We start from the raw sequence: 15,428 nt of genomic DNA, 5'->3' as shown, positions 1-15,428 counted from the left end.
TGTGTATGTCATGCCCGCAGCCTCATCAGCACGCACCCGCATGCCCGTCGCCGTGTACGTCCTCGGCCTGTCCGTCTTCGCACTCGGTACCAGCGAGTTCATGCTCTCGGGGCTCCTCCCACCGATCGCCGAGGACATGGGCGTCACGATCCCCCAGGCGGGCCTGCTCATATCCGCCTTCGCGATCGGCATGGTCATCGGCGCCCCGCTGCTGGCCGTCGCCACGCTGCGACTGCCGCGCCGCACCACCCTCGTCGCCCTGATCAGCCTCTTCGGCCTCGGGCAGGTGGCCGGCGCGCTGGCCCCCACGTACGGGCTGCTCTTCGCCTCCCGCGTGGTGTCCGCGCTGGCCTGCGCCGGGTTCTGGGCCGTCGGCGCGGCCGTCGCCATCGCCATGGTCGACAAGGACCAGCGCGCCCGCGCCATGGCCGTCATGATCGGCGGCCTGTCCATCGCGAACGTCCTCGGCGTCCCCGCGGGCGCCTTCCTCGGCGAGCACCTCGGCTGGCGTTCCGCGTTCTGGTCGGTCGGCGCGGCCTCCGCGATCGCCCTCGTCGGCATCCTGGCGCTGATCCCGAAGATCCCGCTGCCCGCCGAGAAGCCCCGCCTCGGCCGTGAGCTGCGCATCTACCGCGACCGCCAGGTGTGGCTGTCGATCGGCGTGACCGCGCTGGCCGCGGGCGGCATCTTCTGCGCGTTCAGCTACCTGTCGCCGCTGCTCACGGACGTGGCCGGGCTGGACTCGCGGTGGGTCCCGTGGATCCTGGGCCTCTTCGGCGTCGGCGCGCTGATCGGCACCACCATCGGCGGGCGGGTCGCCGACGCGCACCTCTTCGGGGTGATGATCTGGGGCATCACCGCCTCGACGGTCTTCCTGACGGCGCTGGCCCTGCTGGCGTCCGTGCAGGTCGCGGCCGTGGGCCTGTCGTTCCTGATGGGCGTCTCGGCGTTCTTCACCGCGCCCGCGCTGAACGCCCGCATGTTCAACGTCGCCGGGGCCGCCCCCACGCTCGCCGGGGCCACCACCACGGCCGCGTTCAACCTGGGCAACACGGGCGGGCCGTGGCTCGGCGGCACCGTCATCGACGCCGGGTACGGCTTCGCCTCGACCGCCTGGGCCGGAGCCGCCATGACGGTCGTCGCGATCGGCCTGGCCGTCGCCGCCCTCCGCCTGGACCGCCGCACCCCGCACCGCGCCACCCGCGTGGTCGGCGGCTCGCAGCCCGCCCCGGCCCGTGCCGCGGCGGCCGGAGTGACCGGAGCCGCGGAAGCCGCCGAAGCCGCCCGCGGCTGAGCCCCCGCCCGCCGGCTCAGGCCGGGCGGCCCTTGGGGCGGCGGAGGCCCGCGTCCGTCAGCCGGCGGACCAGTTCCTTGCTGCCGATCTCCACCGCCCCCGCCCCGACCGCGTCGGCGTAGCGGTGCGAGGGCACGTCGTAGTGGTCCCGTTCGAAGGCGCGCGCCGGGCAGCCGATGGACTCCGCGAAGGCGTGCAGTTCCTCGTACGAGACGTCGCTGACCAGGTGCGACCACATGCGGCCGTGCCCGGGCCAGACCGGCGGGTCGATGTACACGGTCACGGGCGGCTCACCGGCCCGGATGGAAGACGGGGCCGAGGCCGCCCACCGCCGCCACCCGTACGCCCGCCTCCGAGCACACCCACTGCGGGTCGGGTCCCAGTTCCGGCTCCACGTCCAGCGCGTGCGGGTCCCCGTGCCCGCACACGGGGCACAGCGGCCAGCGGCCGTACTTGTCCAGCAGTGCGTCCTGCACGTCCTGGGCGACGAGCCCGGGAAGGTAGTCGACCCCCTCCGGCCACTGCTCCACCCACCAGCGGCGGTGCGTGACCGAGTCCTCGACGAGGGAGACGACGTCGGCATCGGCGACCTCACCGGCGGCGAGGTCGGCGAGAACGAGGGCGCGGGCGACGTGCAGCGCCTGCTCCAGGGGGGTCGCGGTGTCCATGGGCTCATTGTGGACCCGCCCGCCCCGGGTGGCGAAGACCCCCTGACCGGGCCCCGGGCCCGCGCAGGCCCTAAGTCCCGCCGGACGCGGGCCTCATGGCGTCTTGACCCTCCCCGCCGCTGAAAATAGATTTCAGACGTGAGCAAGAACGCGAAAGAAACTTTCAGCGGCGTGGGCGCCGAGCCCCCGGCCGGCGCCCCGCACCCCGCCCCGGCCCATGCCCATGCCCCGGCACGGACCCAGGCCCCGGCAGAGGCCCCCGCCCCCGCCGCCCTCCGCGCCCGCGTGCGCAGCCTCGGCCCCTCCATGACCCGCTCCGTGCAGGCCGTCGCCGAAGCCGTCGCCTCCGACCCGGCCGGCTGCGCCCAGCTCACCGTCTCCGCCCTCGCCGAGCACACCGGCACCAGCGAGGCCACCGTCGTCCGCACCGCCCGCCTCCTCGGCTATCCCGGCTACCGCGGCCTGCGGCTCGCCCTCGCCGCGCTCGCCGCCCAGCAGGAATCCGGCGCCGCCCCGGCCGTCACCGTCGGCATAGCCGTCGACGACCCCCTCGCCGACGTCGTCGCGAAACTGGCCCACGAGGAGGCGCAGACCCTCGCCGACACCGCCGCCGGGCTCGACCTGGCCCAGCTGTCCGGCGCCGTCGACGCCCTCGCCACGGCCCGCCGCATCGACATCTACGGCGTCGGCGCCTCCGCCCTCGTCGGCCAGGACCTGGCGCAGAAGCTGCTGCGCATCGGCCTCGTCGCCCACGCCCACAACGACCCCCACCTCGCCGTCACCAACGCCGTCCTGCTCCGCCCCGGTGACGTGGCCGTCGCCGTCACCCACTCCGGCAGCACCGGCGACGTCATCGAACCGCTGCGGCACGCCTTCGAGCACGGCGCGACGACCATCGCCGTCACCGGCCGCCCCGGCAGCCCCGTCGCCCACTACGCCGACTTCGTCCTCGCCACCTCCGCCGCCCGCGAGACGCAGCTGCGCCCGGCCGCCATGTCCAGCCGGACCAGCCAGCTCCTCGTCGTCGACTGCCTGTTCGTCGGGGTCGCGCAGCGGACGTACGAGACCGCCGCGCCGGCCCTCGCCGCCTCCTACGAGGCCCTCGCCCCCCGGCACCGCGCCACCGCCCCCACCAGCAAGCGCGCCACCCGCTAGGAGCCCCCGCCCATGACCGCGTACGCCGCCCTCCGCGCCCAGCTCGACACGCTGACCACCGAGGCCTTCCGCCCCGAGCTCGCCGACATCGACCGGCTGTCCACCCTGGAGATCACCCGGATCATGAACGCCGAGGACGCCACCGTCCCGGCCGCCGTGGCCGGGCAGCTGGAGGCGATCGCCGCCGCCGTCGACGGGATCGCCGTACGCATGGCCCGCGGCGGCCGGCTCGTCTACGCGGGCGCCGGCACCGCCGGCCGGCTGGGCGTCCTGGACGCGAGCGAGTGCCCGCCCACCTTCAACACCGACCCGGCCCGCGTCGTCGGCCTCATCGCGGGCGGCCCCTCCGCCATGGTCAAGGCCGTCGAGGGCGCCGAGGACTCCAAGGAGCTGGCCGCCGAGGACCTCGCCGCCCTCGGCATCGGCCCCGACGACACCGTCATCGGCGTCTCCGCCTCCGGCCGCACCCCGTACGCGATCGGCGCCGTCGAGTCCGCCCGTACGCGCGGCGCGCTCACCGTCGGCCTGTCCTGCAACGCCGGCTCCGCGCTCGCCGCGGCCGCCGACCACGGCATCGAGGTCGTCGTCGGCCCCGAACTCCTCACCGGATCCACCCGGTTGAAGGCCGGCACCGCGCAGAAGCTCGTACTCAACCTCATCTCGACGGTCACGATGATCCGGCTCGGCAAGACCTACGGGAACCTCATGGTCGACGTCCGCGCCTCCAACGAGAAGCTGCGCGCCCGCTCCCGCCGCATCGTCGCCCTGGCCACCGGCGCCCCCGACGAGGAGATCGAGGCCGCGCTCACCGCCACCGGCGGCGAGGTCAAGGACGCCATCCTGGTCATCCTCGGCGGCGTCGACGGCCCGGCCGCGGCCCGGCTGCTCACCGACTCCGACGGCCACCTCCGCGCCGCCCTCGCCCACGCCCACGACGCCGACCGCACCCGCTGACCACCCCCGTACCGCCCGCACCCCCGACGCAAGGCGAGACCACATGTCCACTGACAAGAACCGCGCCACAGCCGCCGCGATCCTTCCTCTGGTCGGCGGCCCGGACAACATCACCTCCATCGCGCACTGCATGACCCGCCTGCGCATCGGCCTGCGCGACCGCGCCCTCGTCCGGGAAGAGGCCCTCAAGGCGGTCCCCGCGGTCCTGGGCGTCGTCGACGACGACACGTACCAGATCGTCCTCGGCCCGGGCACCGTCGCCCGCGTCACGCCCGAGTTCGAGGCCCTCGTCGAGGAGGGCCGCTCCGCCGCGCCGCGGACCGGGACACAGGCGCGGCAGCAGCCCGTCACCGCCGAGGAGCTCGCCGCGCAGGGCGCGGCCCTCAAGGACGCCCGGAAGGCGAAGAACTCCACCCCCTTCAAGCTGTTCCTGCGGCGCATCGCGAACATCTTCGTCCCGCTGATCCCCGCGCTCATCGGCTGCGGCATCATCGCGGGCCTGAACGGCATGCTCACCAACCTGGGCTGGCTGCCCGCCCTCGTCCCCGCGCTCGCCGCGATGGCGTCCGGGTTCATGTCGCTGATCGCCGTCTTCGTCGGCTACAACACCGCCAAGGAGTTCGGCGGCACGCCGGTCCTCGGCGGCGCGGTCGCCGCGATCATCGTCTTCCCCGGCGTCGCCAAGATCGACGCGTTCGGCCAGCAGCTCTCCCCCGGCCAGGGCGGCGTCCTCGGCGCGCTCGCCGCGGCCCTGCTCGCCGTCCAGGTCGAGAAGTGGTGCCGCAAGTGGGTCCCCGAGGCCCTCGACGTGCTCGTCACCCCCACCCTCACGGTGCTGGTCTCCGGCCTCGTCACCCTCTTCGGCCTGATGTTCCTCGCGGGCGAGGTCTCCTCCGCCATCGGCACCTTCGCCCACTGGCTCCTCGCCACCGGCGGCGCCTTCGCCGGACTCGTCCTCGGCGGACTGTTCCTCCCGCTGGTGATGCTGGGCCTGCACCAGGCCCTGATCCCCATCCACACCACCCTCATCGAGCAGTCCGGCTACACGGTCCTGCTCCCCATCCTCGCCATGGCCGGCGCCGGCCAGGTCGGCGCGGCCGCCGCCGTCTACCTCCGGCTCCCGCGCAACGGATCGCTGCGCACCACCATCAAGTCGGCGCTGCCCGCCGGACTGCTGGGCGTAGGCGAACCGCTCATCTACGGCGTCTCCCTGCCGCTGGGCCGCCCCTTCGTCACCGCCTGCGCGGGCGGCGCGGCCGGCGGGGCCTTCGTCGGCCTGTTCAGCCAGCTGGGCGTCGGCGTCGGCTCCACCGCCATCGGCCCCTCGGGCTGGGCCCTGTTCCCGCTCCTCGACGGCAAGGCGGGCATGGGCGCCACCATCGCCGTCTACGCGGGCGGCCTCGCCGTCGGCTACCTCGCCGGGTTCCTCGCCACGTACTTCTTCGGCTTCACGAAGCAGATGCTCGCCGACCTCAACACCGGCCCGGACCCGGCCTCCCCGGCCTCCGCCACCGACCCGGAGAAGGAACCGGCGATGGCCTGAACCCCGTACGGGGCGGCGGCTCCCTCAGGCGTTCTCCACCAGCCGGGCCACCAGCACGAAGCCCGCGCCGAGCAGCAGGAGGAGGGTGTACACCGCGACCAGCCTGCGCCGCCCGCGCCGCAGGCTGCCGACCGCCGACACCATCCCGAAGCCCGCGGCGATCAGCCCGAGGGCCCCGAGCACGGCGGCCGCCCCGTACACCCATCCGTTGTCCCCGAGGAAGCGCAGCAGCAGCAACGCGGGGAACAGCAGCACCATCGCCGGCATGCTGTCCGCCGACGACACCTCGCGCGCCCCGGCCCCCGGCCCCTGCGCCTCCCCCGCGTCCGGCCCCGCGTCCGGCCCCGCCGCGTCCCGCTCGACCGCATCCCGCTCCGGCATCCCCCGCCGCCTCCCCGTACCCGCCCGTGACGTCCACCCGCGAAGACGCCCGCGCCGCCCTCGGGGTTGCCCGGCCCGGCGGGCCCGGCCTGACGGACGGCCGGCCGGACGGACGGACGGATGGCCGTCACGCGCCGCGTCAGAAGGCGGGGCAGAGGTGCGCGTGCGCCACGTCGAGGATCTTCGCCGCCTTCGCGAGGCCGTGGCCCTCGGGGTGAGTGGGGCTGGTCCAGCGTTTGTTGACCTGGTCCGTCTGCCTGGCCCGGTCCCCCGGGAAGTTCTTGACGGTGCCGCAGGTGTCGATGCCGCGGCTGACGGCCTTGTCCCCCTTGCCGTGGACGATGTCCCGGTCGATCGCGTCCAGCCCGTCGAGGAAGGCCTGCCGCGCGGGCCCCTTGGGTGCGGCGGGAAGGCCGGCGGCCGCGCGGAGGGCATCGGGATCGTGAGCGGGCGACGGCTTCGCGGCCGCCGCAGACGCCCCGGGCTTCGGCTCGGCGGGGGCGACCTCGGTGCATCCGGTGAGTACGAGGAGCCCCGCGGCGGCGGCCAGGGTGAGGAGGGTGTGGTGTGGGCGCATCGGGCCATCGTCGCGGCGAGCGGGTGCCCGCGTACCGCCTGTGACGGGTCCGTTACGCGCGAAGGCCCCGCGCGGGGCGGGGCTCTCGTGTCCGGGCCCACCCGGATCGGCTGGTCAGACTCCGGCGGCCTCCTCAAGGAAACGGGCCAGGTCGTCCACGCCGTACCCGAGCTTCGGCCCCCGTTCGGCCGCCATCAGCAGCAGCTGCCCGACGATCTCCGCGCCCCAGCCGTCCGTACCGTCCTCGGACCACTCCCAGAGCTTGTCGATGCCGAGCCCGGTCATCAGCAGCCCGTGCCCGGTACGGATCTCCGCGCACAGCTCCGCGACCGCGTCCAGCAGTCTCCCGCCCGGCCGCTCGCACCGCAGCCCCAGGCATCCCCCGAGGTCCTCGGCCACGCACCCCTGCGGCGGGCTCGTCCGGAGCCCCTCGTAGCGCGGATCGTCGAAGCCCGGGTACCCCTCCACCGGGCAGTGCACCAGCGTGAACCGCTGCCATCCCGGCGGCGGGGGCGGCTTCGGGCTGCCCGCCGTCGGCCCGTGCGCCCCGCGCGGCGCGAGGGCCGTCTCCAGCCCGCGCAGCCTCCAGCCGAGCTCGAACGCGAACTCCGCCGCGTCCACCGACTCGCTCACGCGCCCGCCCGCTCGTGCAGGACGGCGGCCAGCCGCAGCGCGGTGTCCAGGTTGCAGCGGCCCAGGTCGACCAGCGGCAGCCCGTACGTCCCGGCGGCGGAGACCCGCTCGACGTCGAGCGAGGGGAACAGCACCCCTACTCCGGCCAGGGACTCCTTCAGCTGCCGGACGGCCTCTTCGGCCGCCTCCATGCGCTCCTGTGGGGTGAGCACCATGACATGTCACCTTTCTACTCTGAGTATTCAGCTTCCTCACACAGAGTGGCGACGCGCTCGCTAGCCTTACAAGTGCGGACCCCGCAACAACCCCGCATGTTGGTCAGGGAGTTGCCATGCCACCGAAAGACCTCGACCCCTCCGCCTCACCCCGCGCCCTCCTGGGCGCGGAACTCCGCGTCGCGCGCGAACGCGCGGGCCTCAGCCAGGCCGAGCTCGGCGAGCCGCTCTTCGTGAGCGGCTCGTTCATCGGACAGCTGGAGGCCGGGACGCGCCGGATGCACCTCGAATTCGCCGTACAGATAGACGAGATCCTCGGCACGAACGGCTTCTTCACCCGCAACTGCGGTGCGGCGGCCAAGTCCAAGTACCCGGACCACTTCGCGGCAGCGGCGGAAGCGGAGGCTCTGGCCAAGGAGATCCGGGACTACGCGCCGCAGTTGATTCCTGGACTACTCCAGACCGAGGCCTACGCCCGGGCTGTCTGCCGCGCCTACCAGCCGACGGCGCCGGAACAGGACATCGACGAGCTGGTCGAGAACCGGCTGGCCCGCGCGTCGCTCCTCGCCAACCCAACCGCCCCATTGTTGTGGTGCGTGTTTGACGAAGCGGTCATCCGCCGCGAAGTCGGCAGTCCGGCAGTCATGGCTGAGGCCCTGCGACACATCATCAGGTTGATCCGGTCCCACCGGATCATCGTCCAGGTCATCCCGTTCAGTGCCGGTGCGCATGCCGGAATGATGGGGCTCATCAAGCTGATGTCGTTCGACGACGCTCCTCCGCTCTCCTACGCCGAAGGCAACGGGACGGGCCAGCTGTTCGACGATCCGACCACGGTTGCCCGCCACCGGCTGAACTACGATCTGCTCACGGCCAGCGCGCTCTCGCCTCGGGAATCGCTGGCCATGATCGAGTCCGCGGCGGAGGATTACGAACGTGCCTGATTACAACCTCTCAGCAGCCATCTGGCACAAGTCGAGCTACAGCGGCGGCGATGGCGGCGAGTGTGTGGAAATGGCCACCTGGCGGAAGTCCACCTACAGCGACGGCACTGGCGGCGACTGCCTCGAAGTTGCCGACGGCCAGCACGACCTCGTACCCGTGAGGGACTCCAAGCAGCCCGAAGGCCCGCACGTGGTGTTCCACGCGCGGGCCTGGGCGACCTTCGTCGCGGCGCTCTGAGCCCGTGCTCAGAGGCCGTCGGTGAACAGCAGCTTGTTCGGGCTGTCGTCGCTGAGGTTCTGGACGATGTCCTTCGTGGACACCTCGTCCAGGAAGTCCGTCACCTCGGCCGGCAGCGCGTTGGGGTGCTCCGACTTGTAGAGGGCGGCGACACCGGTGACGTGCGGCGCGGCCATGGACGTGCCGTTCAGGGACACGCTGCCGCCGCCCAGCCGGGCGGAGATGATGTCCTTGCCCGGAGCGTAGATGTCGAGGCAGGTGCCCCAGTTCGAGAAGTCGGTCTCCTGGTCGAAGCGGTCCGTCGCGCCGACCGTCACCACGCGTTCGGCGGAGGCGGGCGAGACTCGGCAGGCGTCACGGTTGTCGTTGCCCGCCGCGATGATCGGCAGAACGCCCCGGTCGGCCACGGCCGTCGCGGCCGTGTTCACCGCGGTGAGCCGGTCGCCGCCCAGCGAGGCGTTCAGGACGGCCGGCTGCTGCGCGTTGCGGGCCACCCACTCGAAGCCCGCGATGATCCCCGACCAGGAACCCCGGTTGTCGCACCCGAGGACACGGACGCTGACCAGGTTCACCTTGCGCGCCACACCGAAGGTCGTACCGCCGACCGTGCCCGCGACGTGCGTGCCGTGACCGTTGCAGTCCGCGCCGTTGCGGCCGTCGCCGATCGCGTCGAAGCCCGCCCGCACACGGCCGGCGAACTCGGGGTGCTGGAAGTCGATGCCGCTGTCCAGGATGTACGCGGTCACGCCCTGGCCGCTGCGGTTGGCGCTGAAGTTGTTGTCGAGCGGCAGGAACCGCTGGTCGATGCGGTCCAGGCCCCACGAGTTCGAGGGCGCCTTCGTCTGCGCCCCCTTGGCCGGGGCCGGCGGGCCGGTCACGCTCGCGTCCTCCGCCACGGACTCCACGCCGTACGCGCCCCGGACGGCCTTCAGCTGCTTCGCGTCGAGGGACGCGGCGAAGCCGTTGATCGTCTGGGTGTAGGAGAACTTCGTCTTCAGACCGAGGGACTTCGCGAACGCCGCCGGGTCGAACGTCTTGTCGAGGGTCACGATGTAGCTGCCGGGGATGGCGTTCGCGGAGCTGATCAGCGGCGCCGGGATCGGCTCCGGCGTGTCGGCGGAAGCCGAACCGGCCGCCACGGAGGTCAGGACGAGGGCGGCGGCGGTGGTCAGGCGCGCGGCAAGCAGACGCATGGAGGGAGCTCCCTGAAGTGCGTGTGGATCGGCGTGGGTGGAGCCGCACCCGTGACCGGCGAACGGCTCCCGGGGGCGGCCCTCCCGTACATCGGGTTCCGCCCGGAGAAGACTTGAGCCACCCGCATCCGCATGGCCGAGCGTCCCCACCCCGTGGAAGGCCCCGTCGGACCGGCCGCGGAAAGGATCATTCCTGCGGGTTCTCCGGGGCCGCGCACCGGCGGCACGGCCCCGGAGAATTCATTCGTACGGGCGACGTGACCCGACCGGGGTCAGAGTCCGCCGGTGTACAGCAGCACGTTCGGGCTGGTCTTGCTGACGCTCTTGAGCACGTCCTTGGTGGCCTCGCTGTCCAGGAACTCGTTGAGCTCGCCCGGGTCCGCCTCGGGGTGTGCCGCCTTGTAGAGGGCGGCGACGCCCGCGACGTGCGGTGCGGCCATCGACGTACCGTCTTGGGCCACGCTGCCACCGCCCAGCTTCGCGGAGACGATGGCCGCCCCCGGCGCGTAGAGGGAGACGCACGAGCCGTAGTTGGAGAAGTCGGTCTCCTCGTCCCACTGGTTGCTCGCGGCTACGGTGAGCACTCGGGCGGCGGAGGCGGGCGAGACACCGCACGCGTCCTTCGAGGAGTTGCCCGCCGCGATGACGGGGAGCACACCCGCGTCGGAGAGCGCGGTGGCGGCATTGTTCACGGCATCCGACTTGTCCCCGCCCAGCGAGCCGTTCAGTACGGCCGGCTGCTTGGCGTTCTTGGCCACCCAGTCCAGGCCCGCGATGATCCCCGACCAGGTGCCCTTGCCGTCGCAGCCGAGGACGCGGACGCTGACCAGGTTCGCCTTCCTCGCGATTCCGTACGTCTTGCCCGCGACCGTGCCCGCGACGTGCGTGCCGTGGCCCTGGCAGTCCTGGCCGTTGCGCCCGTCGTTGACGGCGTCGAAGCCGAACGTGGCACGCGTGGCGTCGGGCCCGCCGAACTCGGTGTGGTTGTAGTCGATGCCGGTGTCGAGGATGTACACGTTCACCCCGGCGCCGTTGCCCTCGACGGTGAAGTTGTTGTCCAGCGGCAGCTCCTTCTGGTCGATCCGGTCCTGCCCCCACGAGTTCGACGGGGCCCGCAGCGCCGCCCCCGAGCTCAGCACGGACTGGACCTTCGCGTCCTCCTCGACCGACTTCACGCCCAGGCTGTTGCGGACGATCGTCAGCTGGAGCGGGGTCAGCGGCACCGCGAAGCCGTTGAGCGCCGAGCTGTAGAGGAACGACGGCTTCAGGCCCAGCTTCTGCGCAACCTTCGCCGCGTCCACGCCCTTCTCCAGGGTGACGATGTACTGGCCGGGCACCGCGTTGGCGGCCGTGAACAGCGGCGCCGGGGTCGGCTCCGGGGCCGCGGCGGACGAGGTCGCCGTACCGGCGACGACCGGGGCGAGGGCGATGAGGGCGGCTGTGGCCACACGTGCGACGAGGCGCATGGGGGAACTCCCTGACGGGGTGGGGGTCGGCATGGGGAAGCCGCCCTCGCGGCATCACGTCCTCCGCGAGTGCGGCCCCCACTTCCATCGGTGCACGCGTGCAGCGGCTGAACCGCCGACCCCCGGGTGGCCGATCGCCCGGCAGACCCTCGGCCCGGCCTGTCCCACTATCTGCAGAAACGAATATTCGCCTGTGCCGCCGGACAGTGGCCCGGCCCCGCACGGCGGTCGGCGGCCCCGGAAAGATCACCCGTACGGCCGCGACCGCGAGGTGGTGGCCCGTCACCAGCCCCAGACCGGGTCGATGTCGAAGGTCGGGAACAGGGTGTCGTCCTGCGGGTCCAGGTTCACGAAGACGTAGCGGCCCGGCGGTCCCGCGAAGAACTCGAAGTGCCCGCTGAGCGGCAGGTCCCGCAGGACCGTCGGCTCCTCCTCGCGCCGCCTGCCGTCCGCCGGGCCCAGCCGGATCAGGTACGTCCACCAGAGGTCCGAGCCGATCACCGCGACCTCGCCCGGCCGCGTCACCGACAGCCCCCGCACGGTCTGCCCCGCCAGGTCCTGGTGCCACAGCCGCCGGCCGTCGGTCAGGGAGTACGCGGACACCCCGGTGCGCTTCCCGTCCTGCACCGGAACGACCATGCGGTCCCCGGTCACCACCGGGAAGGGCGGCCCGGGCAGCAGGTCCTCCGCCTCCCCGGACAGCGGTACCGAACCCCGCGCGCGGCCCGCCCCGTCGAAGAGCAGCACCGCGTGCGTGCCGCGTTCGGCGGACTCCTCCACGCGCAGGGCGAGGGGCCGGGCGGACAGCACGCGGACCTCACGCAGGGCGGTCGCCGTCGGCAGGGCGCTCTGCCAGAGGCGGGCTCCCGTACGGGCGTCGACGGCGGTGATCCGGGACGCCGAGGTGCAGTCCTCGACGTACAGGGCCTGCTCCCCGGCCCCGTCGACGGCCGCGACCGCGCACTCGGGCGGGACCGGGATCCGCCACCGCTCGGCGCCCTCGCGCAGGTCGAGGCCGATCAGGGCGCCCTGCTCCGTGACCACGGCGGTGGACCCCACGGCCGCCGCCCGGGCCCGCACCGGCCGGCCGCCGGGCGGAGTGAGGTCCCGGCTCCACAGGCGGCGGCCCTCGGCCAGGTCCACGGCGTCGACGCGCTCCCCGCACCGGGCCGCGTCCCGCCCGAAGGCGACGATCCCGGTCCCCGTGGAGGGGGTGCGGCTCAGCGCGCAGACGGCGGAGCCGTCCGGGGCCGCGTAACGCCAGTTCTTGCGGCCCTCCCCGTTGAAGGCGACCAGCATGTCCGTACGGGCCCGGACCAGCGTCCCGGACCGCTCCTCGCGCCACAGACCGACCGGCTCCACGGCCGCCGGCCGGTCCGCCACCTGCCACCCCGAGACGTCCATATGGGGGCCGCGCATCCACGCGAAGCCCAGCCATCCGGGCCACAGCGCGACCAGCGCGACGACGACGGCCAGGAGCCGGGCCAGGCAGCCGCGAGCGGGCCGCGCCTCCCGGACCACCGTCCACAGCAGGTACGTGACGAAGCCCGCGAGCGGCGCGCACAGCATCAGCCAGCCCGTACCGCGCGGGCAGTCGTCGCCGTCGCAGCCGCCCGGCGGCCCGTCGACGAAGACCAGCTTGCCGAACAGCACGACGTACAGCGCCGTCACCGCGGTGCCCGCGGCGGCGGCGCCGAGCGCCCCGGCCCCGACGGCCCACCGGAACGAACGCCGAGCCCATGACGATGCGTTGTCCATGATCCCCCCGGCCGCAGCGTAACCGCCGCGCGGATCCGGGGGGTTCAGAGGCCCGCGCCGCCGGTGGCGTCGACGACGCGGCCGGTGACCCAGCGGCCGGCGTCGGAGGCGAGGAAGCCGACGACGTCGGCGATGTCCTCCGGCCGGCCGACCCGGCCGAGCGCCGCGAGGGACGCGGCGTGCGCCTCGGCCTCCGCGTTGCCGCGCAGCCAGCCCGCGTTGACGTCGGTGTCGACGATGCCGGGGGCCACCGAGTTGACGGTGATCCCGCGCGCGCCGAGCTCCTTGGCGAGGTTGAGGGTGAGGTTGTCGAGCGCGCCCTTGGTGGCTCCGTAGGCGAGGATCTCGGGCATCGCGATGCGGGCGGCGCCGCTGGAGACGTTGATGACGCGCCCGCCGTCGCGCAGCCGGCCGAGGCCCTCCTGCACGACGAAGAACGGCGCCCGTACGTTGACGGCGAAGACCCGGTCGAAGTCCGCCTCGGTGACCCGGCCGAGGGGAATCGGCAGTCCGATGCCCGCGTTGTTGACGATGATGTCGACCCCGTCGAGCCCCAGTCCGTCGTACGCCTCCCACAGGGCGGCGGCGTCCCCGTGGTGCCCGAGCTCGGCGTGCAGCGCGTGGGCCCGGCCGCCCGTCCCGGTGATCCGCCCGACGGTCTCCCGGGCGGCCGCCTCATCGCTCGCGTACGTCAGCACGACGGTGACGCCGTCGGCGGCGAGCCGCTCGGCGACGGCCCGGCCGATGCCCCTGCTGCCGCCCGTGACCAGCGCGTTCTTCCCCATGACGGATCCCCCTCAATTCAGTAACGATCACTACAGAAAAAACGTAACACAAGATCCATAGCGATCGCTACAGAAGTTTTGGCGTCAGGGCGTGCGGCTTTGCGCCCGCCGGCGCGGGGCCTCGTCGTCCGGGGTGTCCGGGCTCGCGAAGTGGAAGGGGACGCCGAGGTGCGCGGCCAGGGCGCCGCCGGCCCGTTCGGCGGCCACCGCGGCCGGGTGCCGGCCGTCGTAGTCCGCGTCCTCCCCGAGGTACCGCTCGGCCATGCCCCAGTAGACGCTCGCGATGCCCTTGTCCTCGGCCGGCTCCTCGGTGATCGCCCGCAGCACCACGAACCAGTCGTGGACGGTGTCGCCGTCCCAGACCGCCTCGACCGCCACGACGCGTCCGGCGGTCCCCCGGGCCCGGCAGGCCAGGGACTCCAGATCGAGCGGGCTGTCCGGCGAGCGGACGACCCGGTCGCCGTGGTGGGCGTAGCGGTCGCTCACGATGCACTGCGCGTCGCCGACCCCGACACCGTCCTAGGGCCTGTCGTCAAACTCCCGTCGTCGCCCGGAGGGCGGCCCTGCGGCGTCTGGTGCGTGCTCTCGGTGCGCCGGGCGGAAGCCCGCGTACTGGACGTACTTGGCTTTCGCCCGGTGCGGCGAGAGCGCGTGCCAGGCGTCGCGGGGCAGACGGGAGTTTGACGACAGGCCCTAGTGGAAGCCGACCTCGACCAGGAGCCGGATCGCCGGCAGCTGGGCGTCCTGGAGCACGTACCCGTCGACCTGGTCCCGGATCCCCTGCGGCAGCCGCTCCCACCACTCGGTCCGCGCCGTTTTCCCCATCATGCGAAGCCCCCGTGTCCGCGCGGCCCTCACCACGGGGCCCCCGCGCGACCCTAACCCCGGGCGGACTCGACGAACGCGCGAATAAGAGCGGGGGACTTGACCCCGCGCTCGCTCTCGACGCCGCTGGAGACGTCCACGCCCCAGGCGCCCGTCGCCGCGAGCGCCTCGCGGACGTTGCCCGGGGTCAGCCCGCCGGCCAGCAGCCACCGGCCCACGGGCGCGGAGAACTCCGCCGACCCCCAGTTCCACGGCTTGCCCGAGCCCGGGTCCGGGGCGTCGAGCAGCAGCAGGTCCTCCCCGAGCTCCCCGCAGCGCTCCACGTGCTCGGCGGTGGCCCGGAGCAGCGTCCGGCCGGGCGCGCGGAGTTCCTCGTAGTACTCGGGCCCCTCGTCCCCGTGGAGCTGTACGGCGCGCACCCCGCTCTCCTCGGTGAGCCGGCGCACCTCCCCGACCGGCTGCCGCCGGAACACCCCGACGGTGAGCACCCTGTCCGGCACGCCCGCCACGAGGGCCCGCGCCGTGGCGGCGTCCACCGTGCGGGGGCTGCCCGGGGCGAAGACGAAGCCGACGGCGTCGGCCCCGGCGGCCACGGCCACCTCCACGTCGTGGGCGGTCTTCAGGCCACAGATCTTGACGAAGGGAGTGCTGCGTTCGCTCATACCCCGATCCAACCAAACCCGGCCCCCCACCGCCGCCCCGTCCCAAGCGCCGGGCACACCACCCCCGCACCCCACCGGCCGGGGACGAGGCCGCAAAACCGCTCGGTCCGGGGCCCGGGCGGACCTCAGAATGGCCC

Annotated in this window: 19 protein-coding genes; 6 read left to right on the top strand and 13 right to left on the bottom strand. The window is 73.5% G+C overall.

Annotated elements, in window-relative coordinates; all coding sequences use genetic code 11:
- Nucleotides 1-40 precede the first annotated feature (40 nt).
- Complete coding sequence (locus tag AC07B0_RS22835; protein ID WP_356875922.1) at nucleotides 41-1,294, top strand: Cmx/CmrA family chloramphenicol efflux MFS transporter; 1,254 nt, start codon at nucleotides 41-43, stop codon at nucleotides 1,292-1,294.
- Nucleotides 1,295-1,310: 16 nt separating this feature from the next.
- Here the strand turns inward: AC07B0_RS22835 and AC07B0_RS22830 are convergent, their stop codons facing one another.
- Both AC07B0_RS22830 and AC07B0_RS22825 read right to left on the bottom strand, forming a co-directional pair.
- A complete protein-coding gene (locus AC07B0_RS22830; protein WP_356875924.1) occupies nucleotides 1,311-1,577 on the bottom strand; it encodes a DUF4031 domain-containing protein in 267 nt (88 codons plus the stop codon).
- 7 nt (nucleotides 1,578-1,584) lie between these two features.
- The gene (locus AC07B0_RS22825) at nucleotides 1,585-1,962 is read right to left on the bottom strand and encodes a hypothetical protein (RefSeq protein WP_356875926.1); all 378 of its coding nucleotides are present in this window, start codon (nucleotides 1,960-1,962) and stop codon (nucleotides 1,585-1,587) included.
- A 285-nt stretch (nucleotides 1,963-2,247) separates the two neighbouring features.
- Between AC07B0_RS22825 and AC07B0_RS22820 the strand changes: the two genes are divergently transcribed.
- The 3 genes from AC07B0_RS22820 to AC07B0_RS22810 are packed head-to-tail and all read left to right on the top strand — an operon-like array spanning nucleotide 2,248 to nucleotide 5,614.
- Nucleotides 2,248-3,117 carry a MurR/RpiR family transcriptional regulator gene (locus tag AC07B0_RS22820; protein ID WP_478898866.1) on the top strand — a complete coding sequence of 290 codons (870 nt, stop codon included), beginning with the start codon at nucleotides 2,248-2,250 and terminating at the stop codon, nucleotides 3,115-3,117.
- Nucleotides 3,118-3,129: 12 nt separating this feature from the next.
- Entirely contained in the window at nucleotides 3,130-4,071 is a 942-nt protein-coding gene (gene murQ, locus AC07B0_RS22815; protein ID WP_356875928.1) for an N-acetylmuramic acid 6-phosphate etherase, read from the top strand.
- 43 nt (nucleotides 4,072-4,114) lie between these two features.
- Complete coding sequence (locus tag AC07B0_RS22810; RefSeq protein WP_356875930.1) at nucleotides 4,115-5,614, top strand: PTS transporter subunit EIIC; 1,500 nt, start codon at nucleotides 4,115-4,117, stop codon at nucleotides 5,612-5,614.
- A gap of 24 nt (nucleotides 5,615-5,638) precedes the next feature.
- Here AC07B0_RS22810 and AC07B0_RS22805 read toward each other — a convergent pair whose 3' ends face one another.
- The 4 genes from AC07B0_RS22805 to AC07B0_RS22790 form a co-directional block, all read right to left on the bottom strand.
- Nucleotides 5,639-5,995: a hypothetical protein gene (locus AC07B0_RS22805; RefSeq protein ID WP_478898807.1), complete on the bottom strand. Its 357-nt coding sequence runs from the start codon at nucleotides 5,993-5,995 to the stop codon at nucleotides 5,639-5,641.
- Nucleotides 5,996-6,134: 139 nt separating this feature from the next.
- Nucleotides 6,135-6,572 (bottom strand): hypothetical protein, encoded by a 438-nt coding sequence (locus AC07B0_RS22800; protein WP_478898806.1) that lies wholly within the window; start codon nucleotides 6,570-6,572, stop codon nucleotides 6,135-6,137.
- A gap of 114 nt (nucleotides 6,573-6,686) precedes the next feature.
- Nucleotides 6,687-7,205 carry an amidase gene (locus tag AC07B0_RS22795; protein WP_356875936.1) on the bottom strand — a complete coding sequence of 173 codons (519 nt, stop codon included), beginning with the start codon at nucleotides 7,203-7,205 and terminating at the stop codon, nucleotides 6,687-6,689.
- On the bottom strand, nucleotides 7,202-7,420 hold the full coding sequence (locus AC07B0_RS22790; RefSeq protein WP_356875938.1) for a hypothetical protein: 219 nt from the start codon (nucleotides 7,418-7,420) through the stop codon (nucleotides 7,202-7,204). The genes AC07B0_RS22795 and AC07B0_RS22790 overlap by 4 nt, the downstream gene beginning before the upstream one ends.
- 116 nt (nucleotides 7,421-7,536) lie before the next feature.
- On the opposite strand from AC07B0_RS22790, the gene AC07B0_RS22785 reads away from it, so the two are divergent.
- Both AC07B0_RS22785 and AC07B0_RS22780 read left to right on the top strand, forming a co-directional pair.
- On the top strand, nucleotides 7,537-8,364 hold the full coding sequence (locus AC07B0_RS22785) for a helix-turn-helix domain-containing protein (RefSeq protein WP_467296499.1): 828 nt from the start codon (nucleotides 7,537-7,539) through the stop codon (nucleotides 8,362-8,364).
- On the top strand, nucleotides 8,348-8,602 hold the full coding sequence (locus AC07B0_RS22780; protein WP_467296642.1) for a DUF397 domain-containing protein: 255 nt from the start codon (nucleotides 8,348-8,350) through the stop codon (nucleotides 8,600-8,602). The genes AC07B0_RS22785 and AC07B0_RS22780 overlap by 17 nt, the downstream gene beginning before the upstream one ends.
- Before the next feature lie 8 nt (nucleotides 8,603-8,610).
- Here the strand turns inward: AC07B0_RS22780 and AC07B0_RS22775 are convergent, their stop codons facing one another.
- The 7 genes from AC07B0_RS22775 to AC07B0_RS22745 form a co-directional block, all read right to left on the bottom strand.
- Entirely contained in the window at nucleotides 8,611-9,795 is a 1,185-nt protein-coding gene (locus AC07B0_RS22775; protein WP_478898805.1) for a S8 family peptidase, read from the bottom strand.
- A gap of 272 nt (nucleotides 9,796-10,067) precedes the next feature.
- Nucleotides 10,068-11,261 carry a S8 family peptidase gene (locus tag AC07B0_RS22770; RefSeq protein ID WP_478898804.1) on the bottom strand — a complete coding sequence of 398 codons (1,194 nt, stop codon included), beginning with the start codon at nucleotides 11,259-11,261 and terminating at the stop codon, nucleotides 10,068-10,070.
- Between the two features lie 282 nt (nucleotides 11,262-11,543).
- Nucleotides 11,544-13,019 carry an outer membrane protein assembly factor BamB family protein gene (locus AC07B0_RS22765; protein ID WP_478898803.1) on the bottom strand — a complete coding sequence of 492 codons (1,476 nt, stop codon included), beginning with the start codon at nucleotides 13,017-13,019 and terminating at the stop codon, nucleotides 11,544-11,546.
- A 44-nt stretch (nucleotides 13,020-13,063) separates the two neighbouring features.
- Nucleotides 13,064-13,804 (bottom strand): SDR family oxidoreductase, encoded by a 741-nt coding sequence (locus tag AC07B0_RS22760; RefSeq protein WP_478898802.1) that lies wholly within the window; start codon nucleotides 13,802-13,804, stop codon nucleotides 13,064-13,066.
- 84 nt (nucleotides 13,805-13,888) lie between these two features.
- Nucleotides 13,889-14,290, bottom strand: coding sequence for a hypothetical protein (locus AC07B0_RS22755; RefSeq protein WP_478898801.1), 402 nt, complete (start codon nucleotides 14,288-14,290; stop codon nucleotides 13,889-13,891).
- A 207-nt stretch (nucleotides 14,291-14,497) separates the two neighbouring features.
- Complete coding sequence (locus AC07B0_RS22750) at nucleotides 14,498-14,632, bottom strand: hypothetical protein (protein ID WP_478866545.1); 135 nt, start codon at nucleotides 14,630-14,632, stop codon at nucleotides 14,498-14,500.
- A 50-nt stretch (nucleotides 14,633-14,682) separates the two neighbouring features.
- Entirely contained in the window at nucleotides 14,683-15,291 is a 609-nt protein-coding gene (locus AC07B0_RS22745) for a phosphoribosylanthranilate isomerase (protein WP_478898800.1), read from the bottom strand.
- Nucleotides 15,292-15,428 lie beyond the last annotated feature (137 nt).

This window comes from Streptomyces sp. NPDC044704 (assembly GCF_056433525.1).
Note: the sequence above shows the minus strand (reverse complement) of the source record. Positions and strands in the feature narration are given on the sequence as shown.